The 18,722-nt window shown below is 68.2% G+C and carries 18 protein-coding genes and 1 tRNA gene; 6 read left to right on the forward strand and 13 right to left on the reverse strand.

The genetic code is table 11. From position 1 onward, the window contains the following. Both RJ05_RS06565 and RJ05_RS06570 read left to right on the forward strand, forming a co-directional pair. On the forward strand, nucleotides 1-2,017 hold a 2,017-nt coding region (locus RJ05_RS06565; protein WP_217998996.1), incomplete at its 5' end, for a type I polyketide synthase. A gap of 11 nt (nucleotides 2,018-2,028) precedes the next feature. Further along, complete coding sequence (locus RJ05_RS06570) at nucleotides 2,029-2,556, forward strand: PaaI family thioesterase (protein ID WP_036534323.1); 528 nt, start codon at nucleotides 2,029-2,031, stop codon at nucleotides 2,554-2,556. Nucleotides 2,557-2,602: 46 nt separating this feature from the next. Here RJ05_RS06570 and RJ05_RS06575 read toward each other — a convergent pair whose 3' ends face one another. From RJ05_RS06575 to RJ05_RS06600, 6 genes are all read right to left on the reverse strand, one after another. Next, a complete protein-coding gene (locus RJ05_RS06575; protein ID WP_036534325.1) occupies nucleotides 2,603-4,627 on the reverse strand; it encodes an NADPH-dependent 2,4-dienoyl-CoA reductase in 2,025 nt (674 codons plus the stop codon). Nucleotides 4,628-4,691: 64 nt separating this feature from the next. Beyond that, nucleotides 4,692-5,507, reverse strand: a complete 816-nt coding sequence (locus RJ05_RS06580; protein ID WP_036534328.1) for an NAD(P)H-binding protein — start codon at nucleotides 5,505-5,507, stop codon at nucleotides 4,692-4,694. Nucleotides 5,508-5,539: 32 nt separating this feature from the next. After that, a complete protein-coding gene (locus RJ05_RS06585; protein WP_051016299.1) occupies nucleotides 5,540-6,415 on the reverse strand; it encodes an alpha/beta hydrolase in 876 nt (291 codons plus the stop codon). Between the two features lie 38 nt (nucleotides 6,416-6,453). Next, a complete protein-coding gene (locus RJ05_RS06590) occupies nucleotides 6,454-6,906 on the reverse strand; it encodes a nuclear transport factor 2 family protein (protein ID WP_197731606.1) in 453 nt (150 codons plus the stop codon). Next, a complete protein-coding gene (locus RJ05_RS06595; protein ID WP_085996171.1) occupies nucleotides 6,903-7,409 on the reverse strand; it encodes an allene oxide cyclase barrel-like domain-containing protein in 507 nt (168 codons plus the stop codon). Before RJ05_RS06595 ends, RJ05_RS06590 begins: the two co-directional genes overlap by 4 nt. 217 nt (nucleotides 7,410-7,626) lie before the next feature. Next, nucleotides 7,627-8,532 carry a LysR family transcriptional regulator gene (locus RJ05_RS06600; protein WP_051016300.1) on the reverse strand — a complete coding sequence of 302 codons (906 nt, stop codon included), beginning with the start codon at nucleotides 8,530-8,532 and terminating at the stop codon, nucleotides 7,627-7,629. 230 nt (nucleotides 8,533-8,762) lie between these two features. Between RJ05_RS06600 and RJ05_RS06605 the strand changes: the two genes are divergently transcribed. Next, entirely contained in the window at nucleotides 8,763-9,371 is a 609-nt protein-coding gene (locus tag RJ05_RS06605; RefSeq protein ID WP_036534330.1) for a TetR/AcrR family transcriptional regulator, read from the forward strand. Between the two features lie 133 nt (nucleotides 9,372-9,504). Here the strand turns inward: RJ05_RS06605 and RJ05_RS06610 are convergent, their stop codons facing one another. The 7 genes from RJ05_RS06610 to RJ05_RS06640 all read right to left on the reverse strand — a co-directional run bounded on the left by RJ05_RS06610 (nucleotide 9,505) and on the right by RJ05_RS06640 (nucleotide 14,762). Further along, nucleotides 9,505-9,930, reverse strand: a complete 426-nt coding sequence (locus tag RJ05_RS06610; protein WP_211357649.1) for a carboxymuconolactone decarboxylase family protein — start codon at nucleotides 9,928-9,930, stop codon at nucleotides 9,505-9,507. Between the two features lie 180 nt (nucleotides 9,931-10,110). Continuing rightward, the gene (locus RJ05_RS06615; RefSeq protein WP_081597203.1) at nucleotides 10,111-10,509 is read right to left on the reverse strand and encodes a winged helix-turn-helix transcriptional regulator; all 399 of its coding nucleotides are present in this window, start codon (nucleotides 10,507-10,509) and stop codon (nucleotides 10,111-10,113) included. Between the two features lie 191 nt (nucleotides 10,510-10,700). Beyond that, complete coding sequence (locus RJ05_RS06620) at nucleotides 10,701-11,618, reverse strand: NAD(P)-dependent oxidoreductase (RefSeq protein WP_228796976.1); 918 nt, start codon at nucleotides 11,616-11,618, stop codon at nucleotides 10,701-10,703. Beyond that, nucleotides 11,576-12,181 (reverse strand): DoxX family protein, encoded by a 606-nt coding sequence (locus RJ05_RS32135; protein ID WP_036534334.1) that lies wholly within the window; start codon nucleotides 12,179-12,181, stop codon nucleotides 11,576-11,578. The genes RJ05_RS06620 and RJ05_RS32135 overlap by 43 nt, the downstream gene beginning before the upstream one ends. A gap of 78 nt (nucleotides 12,182-12,259) precedes the next feature. Continuing rightward, entirely contained in the window at nucleotides 12,260-13,174 is a 915-nt protein-coding gene (locus RJ05_RS06630; protein ID WP_036534336.1) for an RNA polymerase sigma-70 factor, read from the reverse strand. Then, nucleotides 13,171-14,352: an NAD(P)/FAD-dependent oxidoreductase gene (locus tag RJ05_RS06635; RefSeq protein ID WP_036534339.1), complete on the reverse strand. Its 1,182-nt coding sequence runs from the start codon at nucleotides 14,350-14,352 to the stop codon at nucleotides 13,171-13,173. Before RJ05_RS06635 ends, RJ05_RS06630 begins: the two co-directional genes overlap by 4 nt. 333 nt (nucleotides 14,353-14,685) lie before the next feature. After that, nucleotides 14,686-14,762 (reverse strand) — tRNA-Arg (locus RJ05_RS06640). A gap of 146 nt (nucleotides 14,763-14,908) precedes the next feature. On the opposite strand from RJ05_RS06640, the gene RJ05_RS06645 reads away from it, so the two are divergent. From RJ05_RS06645 to RJ05_RS06655, 3 genes are all read left to right on the forward strand, one after another. After that, on the forward strand, nucleotides 14,909-16,948 hold the full coding sequence (locus RJ05_RS06645) for a bifunctional copper resistance protein CopD/cytochrome c oxidase assembly protein (RefSeq protein ID WP_036534342.1): 2,040 nt from the start codon (nucleotides 14,909-14,911) through the stop codon (nucleotides 16,946-16,948). Then, entirely contained in the window at nucleotides 16,945-17,913 is a 969-nt protein-coding gene (locus RJ05_RS06650) for a threonine/serine dehydratase (protein ID WP_036534344.1), read from the forward strand. The genes RJ05_RS06645 and RJ05_RS06650 overlap by 4 nt, the downstream gene beginning before the upstream one ends. 276 nt (nucleotides 17,914-18,189) lie before the next feature. Next, nucleotides 18,190-18,705: a single-stranded DNA-binding protein gene (locus RJ05_RS06655; RefSeq protein ID WP_051016301.1), complete on the forward strand. Its 516-nt coding sequence runs from the start codon at nucleotides 18,190-18,192 to the stop codon at nucleotides 18,703-18,705. Nucleotides 18,706-18,722 lie beyond the last annotated feature (17 nt).

The following is an 18,722-nucleotide window of genomic DNA, read 5'->3' on the forward strand; positions in this document are numbered from 1 at the left end:
CCGGGGCCGACGGACAGGTCGAGATCGACGCCGTCGACGCGACCGGCGCCCCGCCGTCCGTATCGATGCCGTCCTCGCCCGTCCCATCGACGCCGAATCCCTGGCCACAGCGACTACCGCTCGGCCCGGCCCGATGGTCCTGCGGTGGATCGAACCCGAACCGTTCGCCGCCGACTCCGCCCAGACCCCGCTGCTGGCGACCCTCGGCTCCGTCCGCGTCCCCGGTATCGGCCTGCATTTCGGCGATACCGCCGAACTGGTCGCGGCCGAGGTCGTCCCGGATGTGGTCGTCTGGTCGCCTGCGGAAACTCCGGCCACCGTCGCCGGAGGCAGCGACGAGCGTGCCGCCGCGGTTCGTGCCGCGGTCCATGCCACCGACCGCCTGGTGCGGTCGTGGCTGGCGTCGCAACGACTCGCGGAGTCCCAGCTCGTCGTCGCCACGCACCGGGCGGAGGGCATCGGAGGGGAAGAAGTCGACCTCGCGGCGGCAGCGGTGGCGGGTTTCGTGCGCAGCGCCCGCTCCGAGCAACCAGGCCGGATCGTGCTGCTCGACTCCCTGGGCGAGCTGAGCGCCGATGTGGTGCGCGACGTGATCGCCGCGGGTGTGGGGCAGGCCGCCGTGCGCGGCGGACGGGTCCTCGTCCCGCGCCTTGCCCACGTGACCGCGCCCACGACCACACCGGTGCCAACTTTCGGCACCGGGACGGTCCTGATCACCGGGGGTACCAGCGGTCTGGGCGCGGTGATGGCCAGGCATCTGGCCGCCACGCACAACGTCCGGCAGCTGCTGCTGGTCTCGCGCCGTGGCTCGGCGGCGGCCGGCGTGGACGAGCTGGTCGCCGAGCTCGGCGACCTCGGCGCCGAGGTCCGGGTGGCCGCCTGTGACATCGCCGACCGGGCCGCGGTGGCCGCCCTGCTCGATTCCATCGACCCGCGGCATCCGCTCACCGCGGTCGTCCACTCGGCCGGGCTGGTCGACGACGCACTCATCGGAACGCTGACCGCCGACCAAATCGACCGCGTACTCACGCCGAAGGTCGACGGCGCATTGCACCTGGACGAACTCACCCGCACCCGGGACCTGACGGCGTTCATCGTGTTCTCCTCCGCGGCCGCTGTTCTCGGCTCACCCGGCCAGGCGAACTACGCGGCGGCGAACGCATTCCTGGACGGTCTCGCTCGCGCCAGGCGCGCCGCCGGACTGCCTGCCCTGTCGGTCGCGTGGGGCCTGTGGAATCAGGACACCGGCATGGCCGCGGACATGGACCGCGCCGCACTGGACCGGTTGGCTCGCATGGGTATCACGGCACTGGCCGACGTCGACGGAACAGCGCTGTTCGACGCCGCGCTGGCCACCGGCGAGGCCGTGACCACCTGCGCCCGGCTCGATACGACCGCGTTGGCGGCTCAGGCGCGTGCGGGCATGCTGGCGGAGGTGCTCACCGGGCTGGCCCCGGCCCGGGCGCGCCGTGCGAACAACGGTGCCACCGGGTCACTGGCCGATCGGCTGGCCGCGGTGCCCGCCGGCCAGCGCGAGGCCGTGGTGCTCGGTGTCGTGCGGGAACAGGCCGCGGCCGTGCTCGGCCACACGTCGGCCGCGGCCGTCGACCCCGATACGCCGTTCAGCGAACTGGGTTTCGATTCACTCGGCGGGGTGGAATTGCGGAACCGGCTGGCCGAATCGGCGGGCATGCGGCTGCCGTCGACGCTGGTGTTCAACTATCCGACCGCGGCCGCGGTGGCGAAACTGGTGCTCTCGCGCTGCGAAAGCACCTCGGCGTCCTCGGTGATCGACGCCCAGGTCGACAGTCTGAGAACGGTGCTTGCCGATCTCGCTTCCGCCGACGACAAGGCACGACTGGCCGAACAGATCCGGCAGCTGTTGTCCGAGAGCCTCGGCCAACCGGAACCGGAAGCCGAGCCGGCACAGCAGGCGCACAGCGACCGGGCCGCGGTCGAGACAGCCGTCAGCGCCGATGAACTCTTCGCCCTGATCGACCAACAGATAACCGGATAGTGAGGACCGCAATGACCATGAACGACCTTGCCGCGATCGAGATCTCCGACGGCACCCGATCTCTGCATGTGGAATGGGAAGATCCCGCTGTCGCCGTGATGAGCTTGATTCAGCTGTCGCGGGACGAGCTGGTGCAACGCCTGCGTGACGGCGAACTACCGCTGCCCCCGCTGGCGAAACTGCTCAATATCGGTGTCGAGGACGCCGCGCCCGGACGGATGGTGCTGACCATCGAGCCGGACGAGCGGCATGTGAATTTCCTGGGCGTCGTCGGCGGCGGTGTCGTCGGCACCGTGCTGGACGTGGCCATGTGGGGTGCGGTTCAACTGTCGGTGGACGACAAGTCCATGATCACCACGGTGAACATGAACACCAGCCTGCTGCGCGGTGTTTCGCACAACCAGGGGCCCTTGCGCGCGGTCGCCGAGGCGGTGCATGTCGGCCGGACCACGGCCGTCGCCGAAGCCCGGCTGCTGGATGCCAACGACAAGATCTACGCCACGGCCTCGGCGAACTTCGTGCGGATGGGCGCGAGCTGAGCATCGGGCGGCCCGGGACCTGCCCGGGCCGCCCGATACCGGTCGATCAGATCTCGGCCGCCAGGTACGTGCCGTGTGCGATAGCGCGCTTGGCATCCAACTCCTTGGCCTCCTCGGCGCCGCCGATGACATGGATGCGCACGCCGAGCGTGCCGAGTTCGTCCTCGAGCTCGCGCACCGATTCCTGTCCGGCGCAGACGATCACGTTGTCGACCTGGAGCAGCCGCGGGTCGGAGTGTTGGGGGCCGAAGCTGATGTGCAGTCCGCGGTCGTCGATGCGCTCGTAATTGACCCCGCCCAACTGCTCGACGCCCTTTGCTTCCAGCGCGGCACGATGAATCCAGCCGGTGGTCTTGCCGAGCGACAGCCCGAACGGGCCCGATTTCCGTTGCAGCAGCGTCACCTTCCGGATCGCCGGTGACGGCCGCGGTGTGGTCAATTGGCCACGGGCATGCAGATCCTCGGTCACGCCCCACTCCGCTTGCCATTCGGCGAGATCGGATGCTCCGGCGACGGTGAGGAACTCGCTGACATCGAAGCCGATTCCGCCGGCGCCGATGACCGCCACCCGGTCTCCGGCAACCCGATCGCCGCGGAGCAACTCGGGGTAGGACAACACCATCGGATGGTCGATTCCCGCGATATCGGGCACCCGTGGGCGCACGCCGGTGGCCAGCACGATCTCGTCCCAATCGCCGCCCGCGAGCAGGTCGGCGGTGACGCGGGTATTCAAGTGCACCGTGACGGACTCGAGTTCGAGCTTGCGCCGGAAATACCGGATCGACTCGGCGAACTCCTCTTTGCCGGGGATGCGCCGGGCCAGATCGAACTGGCCGCCGATCCGGTCCTCGGCCTCGAACAGCTCCACCCGGTGCCCGCGTTCGGCCATGCCGATGGCGGCGGCGAGCCCGGCCGGCCCGGCCCCGATCACCGCGATGTGCTTGGCGCGTCTGGTAGGAAGCAATTCGAGCAGAGTTTCGTGGCAGGCGCGCGGATTCACCAGACATGACACCGTCTGGCGGGCAAAGGTGTGGTCGAGGCAGGCCTGGTTACAGGCGATGCAGGTGTTGATCTCGTCCACCCGCGATTCGGCGGCCTTGTTCACCCAGTCCGGGTCGGCCAACAGCGGACGGGCCAGCGAGATGAGATCGGCGTCGCCGCGTTCGAGAATCTCCTCGGCCACCTCGGGCATATTGATCCGGTTCGACGCACAGACCGGGATCGACACCCGCGCCTTGATCTTGGCGGTGTAGCCGACGAAGGCCGCCCGCGGCACCGAGGTGACGATCGTCGGCACCCGGGATTCATGCCACCCGATATCGGTGTTGATGGCGTCGATGCCCGCCGCTTCGAGCTCCTCGGCGAGTTCGATGATCTCGGCGAAGCTCTGCCCGTCCTCGACGAACTCGGCCAGTGACATGCGAAACATCATCAGGAACTCCGGACCGAGGGCGGCCCTGGTCCGCCGGACGATCTCGAGGGGAAACCGGCGCCGGTCCGCCGCCGTGGCGCCCCACCGGTCTGTCCTGGTATTGGTCCGAGGTGCCAGGAACTGGTTGATCAGGAACCCCTCGCCGCCCATCACTTCGATGCCGTCATAGCCGGCGAGTTCGGCCAGCTGCGCGCAGCGCACGTGATCGGCGATCGTCTCTTCGATCTCGGCCTCGGTGAAGGCGCGGGGTTCGAACGCCGTCAGCGGTGAGGCGACCGCCGACGGCGCGATATTGATGGGAATGTTCGAATCCCGGCCGCCGTGGATCACCTGCAACGCGATCTTGCCGCCCGCCGCGTGTACCGCCTCGGTGATGACCCGATGCCGCTCGGCGTCGGCTTCGGTGATCATCGCGCCGGAGAACGGCCACAGCCAGCCCTGGCGACTCGGCGAGTATCCGCCGGTGACGATCAGGCCTACGCCGCCACGGGCCCGCTCCGCGAAGAAGGCCGCCAGCCGGTCTATGTGCCAGTCCCGGTCCTCCAGGCCGGTGTGCATCGAACCCATCACCACACGGTTGCGCAGTGTCACATGCCCCAAGCGGATCGGTGACAGCAGGCGCGGAAAAGCGGAACTCATGAGTGGAACCTAATGACCGATCCGCGCCCTCGCAATCGCTGGGAAGAATATGGGCTGACCTGCGTCAACGAAAGGCGTCGGCGTGGCCTTCGGCCCATTGCCGGAACGTGCGCGGCGGGCGTCCGAGCAGGTGTTGCACCGTCGGGCGGACGATGGATTCGTCGATGGCCCCGTCGGCGTAGAAGTCGAAGAAGGCGTCCACGTATTCGACGGGGGTGGTCTCCAGCATCTCGGCGCGTGCCTCATCGTCGGTGAGTTCGACGCAGCTGAGATCGCGGCCGGTGGCCTCGGCCAAGATCGCCACCTGCTCGGCCGGGGTGAGCGGTTCCGGACCGGTGGGCCAGAGGATCTCGCCGTGATGGGAATCGGCTCGCAAGACGGTGGCGGCCACCGTGCCGAGATCCTGAGGATCCAGAGCAGCCGTGCGCACCAGCGGGAACGACACCCGGATCACATCCCCGTCGCGCAGCTGCGGCAGCCAGCGCAGCGCGTTCGATGCGAATGCGCAGGGCCGCAGGATGGTCCATGCCACCCCGCTCTCGGTGGTTTCCTGCTCGGCGGCCATCATGTACCGGGTGATCGCGTTGGAGGTGTCGCCGGTGGCCGCGGAAACACCGGAGAGCTGCACGATGTGTTCGACGCCTGCCTGCGCGGCCGCCTTTGCCACACCCGGGTAGCCGGGCAGCAGGAACATCGCGCGCACGCCATCGAAGCTCAGCGTCTCGGGCGCGGTGAGATCCCCGGCCACGACCTGTACTCCGTGGGGCGCGTCGGTTCCCGAGGGATCGCGCACCAACGCTCGCACGGGTTCCCCGGCTGCGGCCAGTGCTCGCACGACTTCCGCGCCGACATTGCCGGTCGCTCCGGTCACCAGAATCATCGGATCGGTTCCTATCTTTTCTTGTCGGTGGGTCACAGAGTGCGCTGGAAGTGCGCGGCGACAGCATCGAGGGCGATGGTGACCTGCGGTTCCTGGTCGTAGAAGTCGAACTGGGTGCCCTCGGTCCAGACGATATCCTTGGGTCCGGCCAGGCCGGAGTGGAAGCGCCGCGCGCCGTCGGGGATCGCGGCGTCCTCGCTGTGCACGAGGATAGTGGGCTGGTTGATGCGCGGGGCCAGCGCGATGGAGTCATAGGTGAGCCAGTCCGCCCAGGACATCACCGCGAATCGGTTGGGCCACGCCGGAATTCCTCCGCGCGCGGGGTTGAGGTAGAAGTCGATCTCATAGGGCATGGCGGCACGATCATCGGTGGCGCTGACCACGGGCACGTAGTCGATCTCACCGGTCTCGTCATAGCGCGAGCGGGCTTCGCGGGCCAGTGCGAGCTTGGCGGCCACCGCCTCGCTGCCGCCGTAGACCTGCTCGCAGATCGTCGCGTCGTGCAGCCACGGCGCTACCAGTGCCAGAGATTTCACGGTGGGGTCGTCGGCGGCGTTGTCGGACATGTACATCGCGGCCGCGCAGATGCCGAGCGCACCGAGCCGGTTCCCGTCTACTGCCGGATGACCGGCCAGGAAGCCGACCGCGTTGCGGATGTCGCGGACCTTCCGCGCCGGATTCTCCACATCGCGTGGTTCGCCCGCCGACTCACCGAAGCCGGCGAAGTCGAACGACAACGCCGCGAACCCGCGCTCGGCCAGGCGCTGGGCGTAGCGGTCGGCCATCAACTCTTTGACGCTGGTCCACGTGCCGGCCACCACCACCCCCGGCGCGGTGCCGCCGTCGGCGGGCAAGAACAGATTGCCGACGAGTTCCACACCGTCGCTGTCGAATTCGACCTTGATCAACGTAGCTCCTTCTCAGAAATGACAGATCGGTGCGGATTTCATGGCAGTAGGCCGCGGTTACCGTCGCCCCAGGTCGCGGTCATCACCACGTCGCTGATCTGCCAGAAGCCGCCGGCGCGCACCAGATCGAAGCGGTAGGTGCCGCCGAGGGTCCACAGGCAAGCACCCACCGCATCGGACTTGCGGTGGGTGGCCTGGAAGGACGCGGTGCACACCGCCCGGTCACCGTCAACGGTCACCAGGTGATTGCCGAGCAGGTGCTGAGTGGCGTCGAAACCGCCGAGGGTTTCGCGCCAGGCGGCCACGATTTGCGCGGGGGTGACCGTCACGGGTTCGCCGCCGTTGAGGCTCGTGTAGTCCAGCCTGACTGTATCTGCGAAAACGGTTGCGAGCTCGTCCCATTCACGGTGGTCGGCATGCCAGGCCATGCGCGTACAGGTGTCGATGACGTCCAAGCGGTCGGTAATCCGGCTTTCGGAGTTCGCGGTCACCGGATGACCTCGGCGCGGACTCGCTCGTTCGGGGTGGCGATGTCCCAGAAGCGCACGGTGCCCCGCGCATTCCGGTACTCGCCGGTGCCGCCGGTGATGGCCATGTCGAGCGGGCTCGCGCCTCTGGTCCAGGTGGACTGCATGGTCACCGATCCGCGCTCGAGTTCCATGGTGATCACGCACTGCATCAGGACTCGATCACCATCGATATGCAGGGTTTGGCAGGAGCCGCCGCCCTGTCCGACTCTGCGCCCGTCTTGTATCGCGTTGCCGGAGTAGACGTCCATATCGCCGAGGCTCGGCCCCGCCGGGCCGAGATCGAGCGCCTCGTACTGGGTGTTCTGCACCTTCAGTTCGATGACTTCGACCTGTTCGGTCGCCGGTGTCTCGGTGTCGTCGTCGCTGGTGCTACAGCCGCCGACAGCGGCGGCGATGAGGGCGACGGCGACGAGGCGCGGCAACGCGGACACGGCGGTGAACCCTGTGGCTCGGCCGCCGGTCACGACACGACCTTGTTCGATGTGCTGTGTTCTGACATACCACCAAGACACCGCAGGCAGGCTGAATGTGACAGAACCTGATGTGATGTGAGGCGCATATCACCGAGCTTGCCGTCGCGTGCTGACTTCTCGGCCGGCTATCGGTCCGATTCCGCGCCACGTACTCCGCACAGGGCGGTCGCGAATCCGCACTCGAGCCGCCGCGTTCCGGACACTCGTCTCAGCTCTTCCCGGATCCGGCGAGGCTGGAAGAAACCTGCTGCGCTATCCGGGCGAAGGCCAGCACTTTGGCGGACGCCGTGTCCGTGCGCCAGAACAATCCGTACTCGAAGGGCGCAACGTCGTCGAACGGGATGTAGACCAGGTTGGGGCGCGGGTAGTAGCGAGTTCCCTGTGCGGCGGCAATGGTCACGCCCCTGCCCGCGGCGACCAGCGTGAGAAGTTCCTGCCAGTAGATGGTGATGGGAACGTGGCGGATAGGCCTGCCGCTGGGGGTGCTGACCGGGAAGTGCCGGTCGACGAAATAGCCGGGCATCCCCTCGATCATCAGCAACTGCTCGTCGGCAAGGTCTTCCAGTGACACCGTCTCGCGACGGGCAAGGCGGTGGTCGCTCGACACCGCGAGGACGCACGGGTCGCGCAGCAGCACCGGCCCGCAGGCTATTTCGGGATCGTCGACGGGCAGTTCGATGAACTGGATATCTATGTCGCCGTTCCGGAGGGGAGTGACACGGTTCGACAGATGAACCTCGCGAATCTGGATGTCGCAGTTCGGGTAGGCGGCACGGAACGATTCGACGATTGTCATCAGCAGTTCGCTGGCCAGTGGGCTGGAGAAGCCCAGGCGCAGCACACCGCCGAGGCCGCGGGCGGAGTCGGTCACCCTGGCCAGCGCCGCGAGCACGCCCCGGTGATGCGGATCGAGCTCCTCGCGAAGCTGCCGCCCGAAGGAGGTCAGGACGACCTGGCGACTGGTGCGCTCGAACAGCGGGGCGCCGATGCGGCGTTCCAGCGCCTTGATCATCTGACTGACCCGTGGGCTCGAGATATGAAGCCGCTCGGCGGTGCGACCGAAGTGCAACTCCTCGGCCAGCGTCAAGAACGTTTCCAGCTCCTGCCAATTCACCGGAGCCTCCCCGTGCGTGCCGAGTCCGGGCCCCGGTGCGGGCCGGAGACATATGGCATCGCGTTCCAACCTTTCTGGCGGCGCCGGACGCTTCCACTCCGAGCCGATTCCGGAGTCCGTCGTGGCAACTAGGCGACACGGAGCGTTCCGTGTCGCCACTGAGTGTGCGCTAGCAGCGCCTCCCCGTCCAGGCGGAACGGTTCGTGCCGCCTGGAGGCTATGCTGAGGGCATGTCATCTCGTCGTCCGGAGCGCCGCAACGAGGAATCTGCCAAGGCCATCGTTCAAGCCTCCTTGGATCTGTGCCGGGAGGTCGGCTACGACAAACTCAGCATCGAGGGCATCGCGGCGCGCGCAGGGGTCGGCAAGAACACCATCTACCGCTGGTGGCCCTCCAAAGCCGCGATTCTGCTCGACGGCCTGTTGTCGGCCATGACATCGGTGCAGAGCGTCTTTCCGGATACCGGAGACGCGGAGGCCGATTTCACCACCCAGATCATCGCGGCGTGCGAAACGCTCACTCACCCCGACACGGGGCCCCATTACGCCGCACTGATCGGCGCGGCCCAGCAGGACCCGCAGCTGGCCGGCGCCATGTGGGAGCGGCTGCTCAGTCATTTGGTTGCTGCCGCCGCCGACCGTGTCCGGCAGGCACAGCGGCAGGGGCAGGTACGGGCAGACCTGGATCCGGATCTGGTCATCGAAATGCTGTACGGGCCAATCTATTACCGCTGGCTCATCCGGCAGAACCCGCCGGGGCGCGAACACATTCGCACGGTTGTCGCCACCGTTTTCGCGGGCGTCGCGCCATCGTCGGCACCCCGCTCGAACAGCAGGTGAGGACAAAACCGCGGCGGTCGCTCGGATGGTGCGCGAAGAACGCTACGGCCCGATCTGCGTCCTCGGAGCTGCCATCCGCGAGGTCGCGTGGGGAGAATCCATCCGCGGCGCCGATGCCGCCCGACGGTGAAATCTATTCCGACGGAGGAATTCTCGCGGTGAGGCACATCCGGTCCAGGGCGTTCGCGACGGCGACCGCCATGATCAGATTCGCGAGGTTGTAGGGCCCGAGCAGCAGTTCGGCCCGGCCGTACACCTCGTCGGGCACGCCGTCGGCGGCGAGCTCGGTCATACTCTCGGTGAGTGCGAGAGCCGCCCGCTCCGACTCGCTGAAGCGCAGCGAATCGCGCCAGCCCGCCAATTCATTGAGGCGTTCTTGGTTTTCACCCAGGCGCAGGGCTTCTCTGGAACGCTGGGCCAGGAAGAACGCGCAGCCGTTGAGCTGCGCCACCCGGATTCGAGCCAATTCGCGCAGCCGATCGTCGGTGAGCCCCTCGCGTCTCAGGGCGTTCTCCAACTCGCGAATCAGGCGGACCGCCTGGGGTGACGCAGTTGCCAAATCGATGCGTTTCCTGGTCACTCTGCCGCTGCTCCGATCGTTCTCATGTGTCGGGATCAGTGTCTACGCACCGGACAGCCGCGAACAACGACGAAGTTCTCAACCATCGATAAGTCGTGCTTAACGAACGAATCGCGCCGGGCCTGGTGCGCACCTCCCGTGGTAGACGGTTCTCGCAGTTCAGGCCACAGACTCGGCGTGGGTGGCATCCCAGCGTTCGCGCGAAGCCATCACCGCGGACCGGTGCCGCGCGGACCAATCCGCAACTACTTCGAGCACGGGCAGCAGGCTGCGGCCGAGCGGCGTCAACGCGTATTCGACCTGGACCGGGACCGTCGGGTAGACGGTCCGGGCGATCAGGCCATCACGTTCGAGCCGTCGCAACGTCACCGCGAGCATGCGCTGAGAGATCCCCGGCACGCTCCGATACAGGTACTGGAAGCGCTGGGCATCGCCGGTGAGCTCGGCGATCACCAGGACCGGCCATTTGCCGCCTATGTCATTGAGGAAATCTCTGATATCGGCAGCCACTGGGTGCCGGTCTGCCATCGTCGTCAGGCGCAGGCCCCGCATCAACATCATCCATCCTCACTGTCAGGTACTCGAACAAGCATCGGGCAGTGCGTGGAAAGGAACAACGACGAACCCCTCACCTCGCGGTAAGCAGGGCTAAGCGATCGACAACCGCGATGTGCTGGTGAGCTCGCGGCACAGCGATGGTAGAGATAATCGCCTCGTGCGCCCGAGTTCTCGCGCCGCTCGACGGTCGATCAGCGCGGCTGTTGTTCCGCGATGACCGCCCAGTCATCCGCGCCGCGACCGCCGGCGATGGCCTCATCGAAGACGGCACGCAACAGTCCACCGATCGGGAGCGGAATCCCGTGGTCGCTCGCCGCATCGAGCGCGAGGCCGAGGTCCTTGCGGCCCAACACGGTGGTGAATCCGGCAGGCTGGTAGCGCCGTTCGGCGATCATCGATCCGTAGCCGGTGTAGACGGGCCCGGGGAAGAGTGTCGACGTCAGCAACTCGACCAACTGCCCGGAGTCGACACCGGCGCCTTCGGCGAGGCTTACGGCCTCGCCGAGAGACTGGATCGCACAGGCGATCAGGTAGTTCCCGAGGATCTTCACGATGTTGGCCTGTTCCGGGCGGTCGCCGAGCCGCCAGGTCCGCGAGCCGATCACGTCGAAGAACGGCTGCACGCGGTCGAGCAACATAGGCTCCCCGGCCGCAAGGACGTTGAGCGCTCCGGCTTCGGCCACCGGAACACGGCCGAAGACCGGTGCCGCGACGTATCCGACACCATGCTCGGCGTGCGCTGCGTTCAGGCGGCGAGCCAGGTCGGCGCTCACTGTGGCGAGGTTGACGTGAACCGTCCCGTCTGGGGTCTGAGCGAGGACACCGGAGTCGATGAACGTCTCGATGACGGCCCGGTCGTCGGACAGGACCGAGAAGACCACCGGCGCGCGCATCGCCTCGGCCACCGAGGCGGCACGACGGGCACCCGCTGCGACCAGTTCGCCCGCCGGCCCGTCGGATCGGTTCCACACCGTGACGTCGTGGCCTGCTTGCACAAGGTTGCGTGCGATGGGTCGTCCCATGGCTCCCAAACCGATGACCGCGATGTCGCGCACGCGAGTACTCCTTACGGCCGTTGCTCGTCGATCCAGCCACGCTCGACCGCCCAATCGCTCGTTATGTCGGCCGTGACGGGCAGCGTGAGCAGCGAGATGGCCGACAGGACGACGAGTAGCCCGATCGAGGCAGCCCATTGGCGCGAATCGCCTCGCGGCCGATCCGCGGTGGCCCGGCCGCCGATTCGCCGGTCGGCCGGCCGCAGCGCCCACGACGCGACGGCGAACGCCAGGAACATCAGCGGCGGCGCCCAGGACACCGGCGCCTCGCCGAGTGCCAGATACGACACCGCGGCGCCCGCCCACATGAAACAGACGCCCGCGTACGCCCATTCCTTGACCAGCCCGAAGCCGGGGACCGCGATCGTGATGGCGGCAGCGACGTGGCACACGCCGAGGATGTAGGCGAAGTAGTCCGGGTATCCGAGATGGTTCAGCTGGTCTTCCATCCAGTCGATCGTGAAAAGGTCCCACGCCGCTCCGGCAAGCAATTCGGAGAGGATGACGAAGGTGGTGGCCCAATAGGCGATGAGGCGGGCCCGGCTACTGCCGGTTGGTGCGACGGTGACCGGCTTCTCGTCGGTCGCGTGTTCTCGGGTGTCGGTCGAAGTCTGCATTTCGGATTACCTGTCACATCGATTCTTGGTGGGGAGCGGGCACATGTGGTGTCCGCGTCATCGTTTGTCCGGCCGCTGTCACAGACCGGTTTCCCGCTGCCGAGTCAGCCGGCGTGGCACCGTCACCGAGAGGAGCTTGTCCGGATTGCGGATGGCATAGATATTGGTGATCTCGTCGTCGGCGATCTCGATCAGGAACACCCCCTCGAGGCGGTCGCCGCGGTAGGCGACCAGCGCGGGTGCGCCGTTGCAATGGATCGTCTCGATCCGCAGGCCCGCCAGCGCCCGCCCCTTGTGGAAAAGGTTCACCAGGCGCGCGGCCACCGTCTCCGCGCCGATGACCGGATGGCGCGCCGCGGCGGCCTTGCCTCCACCATCGGCGATGAGGGTGGCGTCCTTCGCCAGTAGCGAGAGCAGCCCGTGCAGATCGCCGGTCGTGGTCGCCGCCATGAACTGCTGGGTGATCCGGGCCGTTGTCGCGGTGTCGGCGGGTTCGAACCGCCTGCGCCTGGCCTGCACGTGCTTGCGGGCCCGGTGCGCGGCCTGCCGCACCGTCGCCACGGATTTGCCTACCGCGGAGGCGATGTCGTCGTGCGAGAAGCCGAACACCTCACGCAGCACGAACACCACGCGTTCGTCGGGGGTGAGTGTCTCGAGCACCACGAGCATCGCCATGGACACCGACTCGGCGAGCACCACGTCGGCCGACGCGTCGTTCTCGTCGAGCAGCACGGGCTCGGGCAGCCAGGGGCCGACGTAGTCCTCCCGTCGACGCGCGCTGGCCCGCAACGTGTTCAGCGATTGCCGGGTCACCAGCCGCGCCAGGTAGGACTTGGTATCCCGCACCGTCGTCAAGTCGACTTCCGCCCACCGCAGGTAGCTGTCCTGCAACACATCGTCGGCCTCGGTCGCCGAGCCGAGTACCTCATAGGCGATCGTGAACAACAGCGGCCGCAACAGGGTGAACCGCTCGGCGTGTTCGTCGGCGGTCACGGCGACGTGACGTTCTGTGCTGCGGCCGGCTGCTCCGGCCGGGTGCCGCCCTTCGGCCAGATCAGGGAACCGGGTTTGCGGGCCTCGCGCCGGATCTTCGCCACCCCGAGCTTGCAGGTGAGTTCCTTGATCGCCGCGCCGGGCCGTCCGCCGATATAGGCCTTCACCGGTCTGTCATCCTTGCGGGCCAGTTGCCGGACGGCGCTGCGCCGCCCCAGACTGACGCACGCCCCGGAAAACGCCACACTGAGCACTGTCGGCTCGGTTCCGGCGAGTCGGCTCAGCACGGTGTCGACGGCCTGCGCGCCCAGGGGCCCGGCGGCGTAGGAACTCATCCGCAACGGCAGTCCCGACGGTGCCGCGGCATCGCCCGCCGCGATGACGCGGTCGTCGTCGAGACTGGTCAACGTCTCGTCGGTGAGCAGCCGCCCGAGCGAGTCGGTGCGCAACCCGCTGGCCCGGGCCAGCTCGGGCACACCGAAACCGGCTGCCCAGATGGTGAGCGCGCTCGGCCGCACGGCACCGCCGCCGAGAACGACCGCGTCCGGACCGACCTCGGTCACCTCCTCGTGCTCGAGCACGGTCACACCGTGCCGGGACAGCCAGGTGGCGATCGACCGGCGCCCTGGCGCGCCGAACGTCGGCGCCAGAGCGCCACCGCATATCAGCGTGACCGTGCGGCCTCGTTCGGCCAGCTCGGCAGCCGTCTCGATGCCGGTCAACCCGCCGCCGACGACTGTGATCGGAGCGTCCGGCGGCACCTCGTCGAGCCGAGAGCGCAGCCGCCGGGCGAACTCGAATTCGGCGACGGAGTAAGCGAATTCGGCCACACCGGGCACCGGCGGCGTCGCCCCGGTGCTCCCGACCGCGTAGATGAGATAGTCGTAGTCCAGCGTGCTCCCGGACGCCAACTCGACCGTGTGGGCAGCGGCATCTATGCGGGTGGCGCTGTCGACGACCAACCGGACCTCCTCCGCTAGCAGTGTGCCGTAGTCGACCTCCGTGTCGCCGGTGCCGGCCACGAACTGGTGCAGCCGCACGCGGTCGACGAACCTCGTACGCGGGTTGATCAGCGTGATGTCCACGTCGGCGCGCATCCGCAGCCGGTTGGCCGCCAGTGCTCCGGCATAGCCACCGCCGACGACGACAACCTTGTTCGGTGTGCTGTGTTCAGACATGCCTCCAAGACACCGCAGGCCCGACGAACGTGACACCAAGCGATGTGACGTGGCGCATAACGTACGCCGGTGCGGAGATCGCCGCCCTCGGGGGAGGTCTCGGCAATGTTCGCGTGGAAGCCGTCGCCGGCCGCGCCGGCACCGCCGTGCTGCCGGACCCCACCGGCGGGCAGAGCCGGCCGTGGAGTTCGATCGCGCCCCGTCCATCGCCAGACCACCTGTCCGAGAGGCCGGGGCAAGCGCCGAACGCTTCCTGAAGATCCTAGGTGTTTGCGCCGGATCCGGTCTGGGTAATACCGCGGTGACCCGCGCAACACGCAGGTCACCGCGGACTGGCGCCCCCGGCAGGAATCGAACCTGCGACCTAGGGATTAGAAGGCCCTTGCTCTATCCAACTGAGCTACGGAGGCAGTGGGTTCCACCATGGCCGACTTCGGTCGTGGTGTCCAGCGGAAAAGTATAGCGACCGTCCAGCTCTGGTGAGGCGTGGCGCGGGAGGCGCGTGAGGCGCCGGGCCGGGCACGCCGGGTCGGCGCTGCCGACTACCCTCAGTCCTATGTCGTCACCGCAAGGCCCGTCCACCGAAACCGATGCCGAGGTCTCTCGGCCGGGCTCGGGGACGACCTTCGCGGCGCTGGGTGTGCTGGCCGGTGCGATCACCGCGGTGGTCGCCGCGCTCGTGGTCGGGCTCTCGGCGGCCGAGGCGCTGACCTTGCTCGGCATCCCCGATCCCGGGCCGCTGACCACCTACGGCATGCCCGCGGTGCGCGCGTTGTCGGATCTGTTCGCGGCGCTGACCGTCGGTTCGATGCTGTTCGCCGCGTTTCTCATCCCTCCGCAAGCGAGCGGCCTGCTCGACGTCGGTGGCTATCGCGCGGTGCGCAGGGCCTCGAACATGGCCTTGGCCTGGGCCTGTTGCGCCGCACTATTGGTGCCGCTGACGGTGTCCGACACTACCGGCAGGCCTGTCGGTGAGGTCCTCGCGCCGACGGAATTGTGGGGCGCGATCGATCAGGTCGCGCTGGCCGGTGCCTGGCGTACGACGGTGATCTTCGCGTTGATCGTCGCGGTGGGCTGCCGTCTGGCGCTGCGCTGGGGCTGGACGCCGGTGCTGTTCGGCGCCGCGATCGCCACCATGATGCCGCTCGCCTTCACCGGCCATTCCTCCTCCGGTGGGTCGCACGACGTCGCCACCAACAGCCTGATCCTGCATTTGATCTCGGCGGCGATCTGGGTGGGCGGGCTCTTCGCGGTGCTCGCGCACGCGCTGCGTGATGGCACCCACACCGACATCGCGGCGCGCCGGTTCTCCGGAGTCGCGACGGTGGCGTTCATCGTCATCGCGGCCAGCGGCGTGATCAATTCCTGGGTGCGGGTGCCGCTGGACGAGGTGTTCACCAGCACCTACGGCCGGCTGGTGCTGGCCAAGGCCGCCGCGCTCGTCGTGCTCGGCGTGTTCGGCTACTTCCAGCGCCGGGCGGCGCTACCCGCCTTGGCCGCCGACCCGAAAGACCGTTCCGCGCTCATCCGCTTCGCGGCGGTCGAGGTGCTGATCTTCGCCGCGACGATCGGGCTGGCGGCCGGGCTCGGCCGCACGCCGCCCCCGCCGCCGCGCAGCGTGCCGACCCCGGTCGAGGTGGAACTCGGCTACGAACTTGCCGGACCGCCGACGGTGACGAGGTTGCTGTTCGACTGGCGCTTCGATCTGATCTTCGGAACCGCCGCGATCGTGCTCGCGGTGCTGTATTTGCTCGGAGTGCGCAGGTTGCGCGCTCGCGGCGATGCCTGGCCGATCGGGCGCACCGTCGCCTGGCTGTCGGGCTGTGTGATTCTGCTGTTCACGACCTCCTCGGGCGTCGGCCGGTATATGCCCGCGATGTTCAGCGTGCACATGGGTGCGCATATGGCGCTGTCGATGCTGGTGCCGATCCTGCTGGCGCTCGGCGGCGCGGTGACCCTCGCACTGCGCGCGCTGCCCCCGGCCGGGCGCGGCGGTGTCCCGGGCCCGCGCGAATGGATCTTGGCGGCGGTGCACAACCCGGTGTCGCGGGCGCTGACCCAGCCGGTGGTGGCCTCGGTCATCTTCGTCGGCGGCTTCTACGCCCTCTATCTGGGTGGCATCTTCGACAACTTCGTCGACTCGCACGCCGCGCACCTGTTGATGAACCTGCACTTCCTGCTCAGCGGCTACCTCTTCTACTGGGTCGTGATCGGCATCGATCCCAAGCCCCGGCAGGTGCAGCCGCTGACCAAGCTGGGCATGGTGTTCGGTTCGCTGCCGTTCCATGCTTTCTTCGGCGTCGCCCTGATGAGCACGACCACCGTCCTCGGCGGCTGGTTCTACCGCAGCCTCGGGCTGGACTGGAACACCGACCTGCTCGGTGATCAGCGCACCGGTGGCAGCCTGGCCTGGGCCAGCGGCGAGGTACCGCTGGTGGTGGTGATGCTGGCGCTGCTGATCCAGTGGTCGCGCAGTGATCAGCGGCTGGCCCAGCGCACCGACCGCGCCGCCGAACGCGACCACGACGCGGAACTCGCCGCGCACAACGCCATGTTCGCCGAACTCGCCCAACGAGACCGGGCGGTGCGCAAATGACCGATCAGAAGACCTCCTCGCCGCGGCAACGGCCGTTTGCCCGGGTGTATCGCTCGGACGTGCGTGCGGCGCGCAGGCGGCTGGCCGGGCGGATCCGTCGCACACCGGTCTTCCACACCACCGTCTCCGGCCCGGGCGGGCCGGTGCCTGTCACCCTCAAACTGGAGCACCTGCAGCACGGCGGCACCTTCAAAGCGCGGGGCAGTTTCAACGCGCTGTTGGAATCGGGCGAGGGCACCGACCACGTCGTCATCGCCTCCGGCGGTAATGCCGGAATCGCGGCAGCACTCGCCGCGGCGGCGCTGGGTAAGACGTGCACGGTCGTGGTTCCCGAGTCGGCGCCGCATACGAAGGTCGCCGCCATGTGGTCCTACGGTGCCGAGGTGCTGTGGCACGGCACCACTTATGCCGAGGCGTATGGCTATGCGAGCGAGCTGGCGATCGAGCGCGGCGCCCTGCAACTGCACGCCTACGACCTGCCCGCCGTCGTGACCGGCGCCGGTGTGGTCGGGCTCGAAATCGAAGAGCAGGTCCGTGGCCGTCCGCCGGTGCTGGTCGCGGTCGGCGGGGGTGGCCTGGTCGCCGGTATCGCCGCCGCGCTCGGACGCAGGCAGCGAGTGATCGGGGTGGAGCCGGAAGGGGTGCCGACGCTGCATGCGGCCGTGGCCGCGGGGCGCCCGGTCGAGGTCGAGGTCTCCAGCATCGCGGCCGATGCGCTCGGCGCCTCGCGGATCGGCGATATCGCCTTCGATATCGCCCGCCGCTATGACGTGGGATCGGTGCTGGTCACCGATGATGCCATCGCGGACGCGCGGGAATACCTGTGGCGGGAATTCCGGCTGGTGGTCGAGCTCGCGGGCGCGACCGCGCTGGCCGCGATCCGCAGTGGGGTGTACGTGCCGGCGGCGGGGGAGCGCCCAGTGGTGGTGCTCTGCGGGGCCAATACCGATCTGACCACGTTCTAGGCCGGTCCCGAGAGCGCTCGGCTCATCGCTTCCTCGGCCCGCGGCCCGGCGTGCGTCCGCTGATGCGGAACGTCGGCTGCTCACAGCACTGAGGGTTATCCACAAGTGCCGGTTCCGGTCTGTCGCCGGAGCCGATTCGGGCGCATGCTGGAGATGTTGCTCGCGGTGGTCATCCGCCATCGGGGGCCGGCGGCGAGCGCTCACCGGTCCGTCGGGCGAGCAACAAGCAACCGGCACAGTGTCGGCCGTCCGGGGAGTCGATGAAGGGGTGGACGAATGTACGAGGCGATATCGACGGTGGTGGGGACCGTGGTCACACAGCCGGTCACCAGGGAACTGCCGGGTGGGGAACAGGTGCTGACCTTCCGGATGGCGAGCACCTCACGCAGGCTCGACCGCGGCTCCGGCGAATGGGTGGACAACGGGACGTTGTTCCTGACCGTGAGCTGCTGGCGCAAGCTGGTCGCGGGCGTGGACGCGTCCATCGGCCGCGGCGATCCGATCATCGCCTACGGCCAGCTGCGGACCAATGAATACCGCACCCGAGACGGCATCGACCGGCGCGATCTGGAAATGCGGGCCAGCGCCATCGGCCCGGATCTGTCCAGGTGCACAGCGGTGGTCCACCGCTGGCGGCAGGCCGCGAATGCCGAGGAGGCCGGTATGGGGAATACTGCTGGACACTCAGGCGCTGATGGTCGAGAGCACGGGGGCGACGGGCAGCGGGTGGACGCGGAGAGCTCCGCGCAGGCACCGCCCCGGACTCCCGACCACGAACCCGTCGACGCCTGACGCGCCCGCGCGCCGAG

Origin of the sequence: Nocardia cyriacigeorgica NBRC 100375 (assembly GCF_000308555.1) — a bacterium.
Lineage (GTDB): Bacteria > Actinomycetota > Actinomycetes > Mycobacteriales > Mycobacteriaceae > Nocardia > Nocardia cyriacigeorgica.